Annotated in this window: 1 protein-coding gene; it reads left to right on the top strand. The window is 74.4% G+C overall.

The genetic code is table 11. The features are described 5' to 3' along the window. The coding region (locus AC5WRT_RS38715) for an SDR family NAD(P)-dependent oxidoreductase (RefSeq protein WP_496101082.1) at positions 1-3,502 on the top strand (3,502 nt) is incomplete at both ends.

Below are 3,502 nucleotides of genomic sequence, written 5' to 3'. Positions count from 1 at the left end.
TTCGAGTCCGCGGCGCCGCAGGCCGGCACGGTGGGCGGTGCGGCCGAGGACCCGGTGGACGCCGATTTCTGGGCGGCCGTCGAGGGGCAGAACCTGCAGGCACTGACCGGTGCGCTCGACGTGGCCGAGGAGGACGGGCGGGAGGTGCTGGCGCAGGCGCTGCCCGTGCTGTCCGCCTGGCGGCGCGGGCGTCGGGCCTCCGCGACCATCGACTCCTGGCGCTACCGCATCGCGTGGCGCCCGACCGCCGACCGCCCCGCCGGGACGCTCACCGGCGCCTGGCTCGTCGTCGTGCCCGCGAGCCACGCCGGTTCCGAACTGGTCCGGGTCTGCCTGGACGGGCTCGCCGAGCACGGCGCCCGGACCGCGCCCCTCTTCGTCGACGCCGCGGACACGGACCGGGAGCGGCTGGCCGCACTGCTGACCGAGACTGCCCGGCACAGCGGCGCCGACGCCTTCGCCGGCGTCGTGTCCTTCCTCGCACTCGACGAACGCCCGCACCCCGAGCAGCCGGGACTCGCCGCCGGCCTGGTCGCGGGGCTTGCGCTGATCCAGGCGTGTGCCGACACCGGGCTGCGTTCCCCGGTGTGGCTCGCCACCAGCGGAGCCGTCACCACCGGGGACGCCGACCCGTTGCGCAACCCGGTGCAGAACGGCACCTGGGGCATGGGCCGCGTCGCCGCGCTGGAACATACCGAGTTCTGGGGCGGGCTCGTCGACCTGCCCGAGACGCCCGACGACCGTACGGCCGCCCGGCTCTGCTCGATCCTCGCCACCCCTGAGATGAAAGCCGAGGACCAACTCGCCGTCCGTCGCACCGGCGTTCTCATCCGCCGCCTGGTCCGGACACCCGCCGGCACCGCGCGTGCCGAGCGCACCTGGACCACGAGCGGCACCGCGTTCATCACCGGCGGCACCGGCGGCCTCGGCGGACACACCGCCCGCTGGCTCGCCCGCAACGGCACCGAACACCTGGTGCTGGTCAGCCGCCGCGGCCCGGACGCGCCCGGCGCCGCCGAACTCGAAGCCGAACTGCGTGAGTTGGGTGCCCGCGTCACCATCGCCGCCTGCGACATCGCCGACCGGGACGCCCTGGCCGCACTCGTGGAGCGCGTGGAGGCCGACGGACCCCCGATCCGCACCGTCGTGCACACCGCCGGCGTCGGCATCCTCATCCCGCTGGCCACCACGACCCTGCAGGAGTTCGCCGACGGCGCGGAGGCCAAGCTCTCCGGCGTCGCCAACCTCGACGTCCTCTTCGACGACGACCGCCTCGACGCCTTCGTCGTGTTCTCCTCCGTCGCCGGAGTCTGGGGCAGCGGCGACCACGGCGCCTACGCCGCGGCCAACGCGTACGCCGACGCGGTGGCCGAGCAGCGCCGGGCCCGAGGCCTGGCCGGCACCTCCATCGCCTGGGGCATCTGGAGCGACGAGGGCGGCGGCATGGGCCTCGACGTCGTCCAGGAGCAACTGCGCTGGCGCGGCATCACGTTCATGGACCCCGCGCTCGCCGTCGCCGCCATGCAGCAGGTCCTCGACCGCGACGAGTGCTTCATCGCCGTCGCCGACATCGACTGGGAGCACTTCGTCCCCGTCTTCACCGCCGCCCGCCGGCGCCCGCTGCTCACCGAGGTGCCCGAGGTCGCCGAGCTGCTGCGCGCCGAGGAGGACCGGCTGCGGCACGACGTCCCGGACACGGAGAGCGCCGGACTCCTCGCCCGGCTGCGCGGCCTGTCCGCCGACGACCAGGAACAGGCCGTACTCAACCTCGTCCGCGGCCAGGTCGCGGGCGTGCTCGGGCACAGCAGCCCGAACAGCGTCGAGACGGGGCGCGCCTTCCGCGAACTCGGCTTCGACTCCCTCACCTCGGTCGAACTGCGCAACCGGCTCAACGCCGCCACGGGACTGCGGCTGCCCGTCACCGTCATCTTCGACCGGCCCACGATCACCTCGCTCGCCCAGCACATCCGCGAGGAACTCGTCGGGTCCTCCGCCGCCGACGCCGTGCCCGTCCCGGCCGCCGCCCCGGTGCCGGCCCCAGTCGCGGCGGCCGCGGCCGACGACGACCCCATCGCCATCGTCTCGATGAGCTGCCGCTACCCGGGCGGCGCCACCAGCCCCGAGGAACTGTGGCGCATCCTTGCCGAGGGCCGCGACGTCATCGACATCTTCCCCGACGACCGCGCCTGGGACCTCGACGCCCTCTACGACCCCGACCCCGACCGCGAGGGCACCTGCTACGCCCGCGAGGGCGGCTTCGTCCACGACGCCGGCGACTTCGACCCCGCGTTCTTCGGCATCTCCCCGCGCGAGGCGATCGCCATGGACCCCCAGCAGCGGCTGCTGCTGGAGACCTCCTGGGAGGCCGTCGAACGCGCCGGGCTGCTCCCCGAGAGCCTGCGCGACACCCCCGTCGGCATCTACGTCGGCGCCGCCAACCAGGGCTTCGGCGCACTGGACAACCTGCCCGAGGGCGTCGAGGGCCACATCGTCACCGGCACCGCCACCAGTGTGGTGTCCGGCCGCATCGCCTACACCCTCGGCCTCGCGGGAAGCGCGGTCACCATCGACACCGCCTGCTCGTCCTCCCTGGTCGCCCTGCACATGGCCGCGCAGGCGCTGCGCTCCGGCGAGTGCTCCATGGCCCTCGCGGGCGGTGTCGCCGTCATGGTCGAGCCCATCGGGTTCATCGGCTTCGCCCGCACCCGCGGCATCGCACGCGACGGCCGTTCCAAGGCCTTCGCCAAGGCGGCCGACGGCATGGGCCTCGCCGAAGGCGCCGGCACGGTCCTCCTGGAGCGGCTGTCCGACGCCCGGCGCAACGGCCACCCGGTGCTGGCCGTGATCCGCTCCACCGCGCTCAACCAGGACGGCGCCAGCAACGGCCTCAGCGCCCCCAACGGCCCCGCCCAGCAGCAGGTCATCCGCGCCGCCCTCACCAAGGCCGGTCTGTCCGCGGCCGACGTCGACGCGGTCGAGGCGCACGGCACCGGCACGACCCTCGGCGACCCGATCGAGGCCCAGGCGCTGCTGGCCACCTACGGCCAGGGCCGCGACCCCGAACACCCGTTGTGGCTCGGCTCGGTGAAGTCCAACATCGGCCACACGCAGGCCGCCTCCGGCGTGGCGGGCGTGATGAAGATGGTCCTCGCCATGCAGCACGGCGTGCTGCCGCGAACCCTCCACGTCGACGAGCCCACCCCGCACGTGGACTGGTCGGCGGGCACGGTGGCGCTGCTCACCGAGCCGGTGCAGTGGCCGCGGATCGAGGGGCGTCCGCGTCGCGCCGGCGTGTCGTCGTTCGGCGTGAGCGGGACCAACGCCCATGTGCTGCTGGAGGAGGCCCCCGAAGCCCCGGAGCCCGAGGAGCGGCCCGAGCCGGATCCCGTGTTCGCGGCCGGTGGTGTGGTGCCGTGGGTGGTGTCGGGCCGTGGCCAGGACGGCCTTGCCGGACAGGCGGGCAGGCTGGCCGCCTTCACGGAGTCGGACCAGTCGGTACGCT

It is taken from the genome of Streptomyces sp. NTD91 (assembly GCF_059510455.1).
Note: the sequence above shows the minus strand (reverse complement) of the source record. Positions and strands in the feature narration are given on the sequence as shown.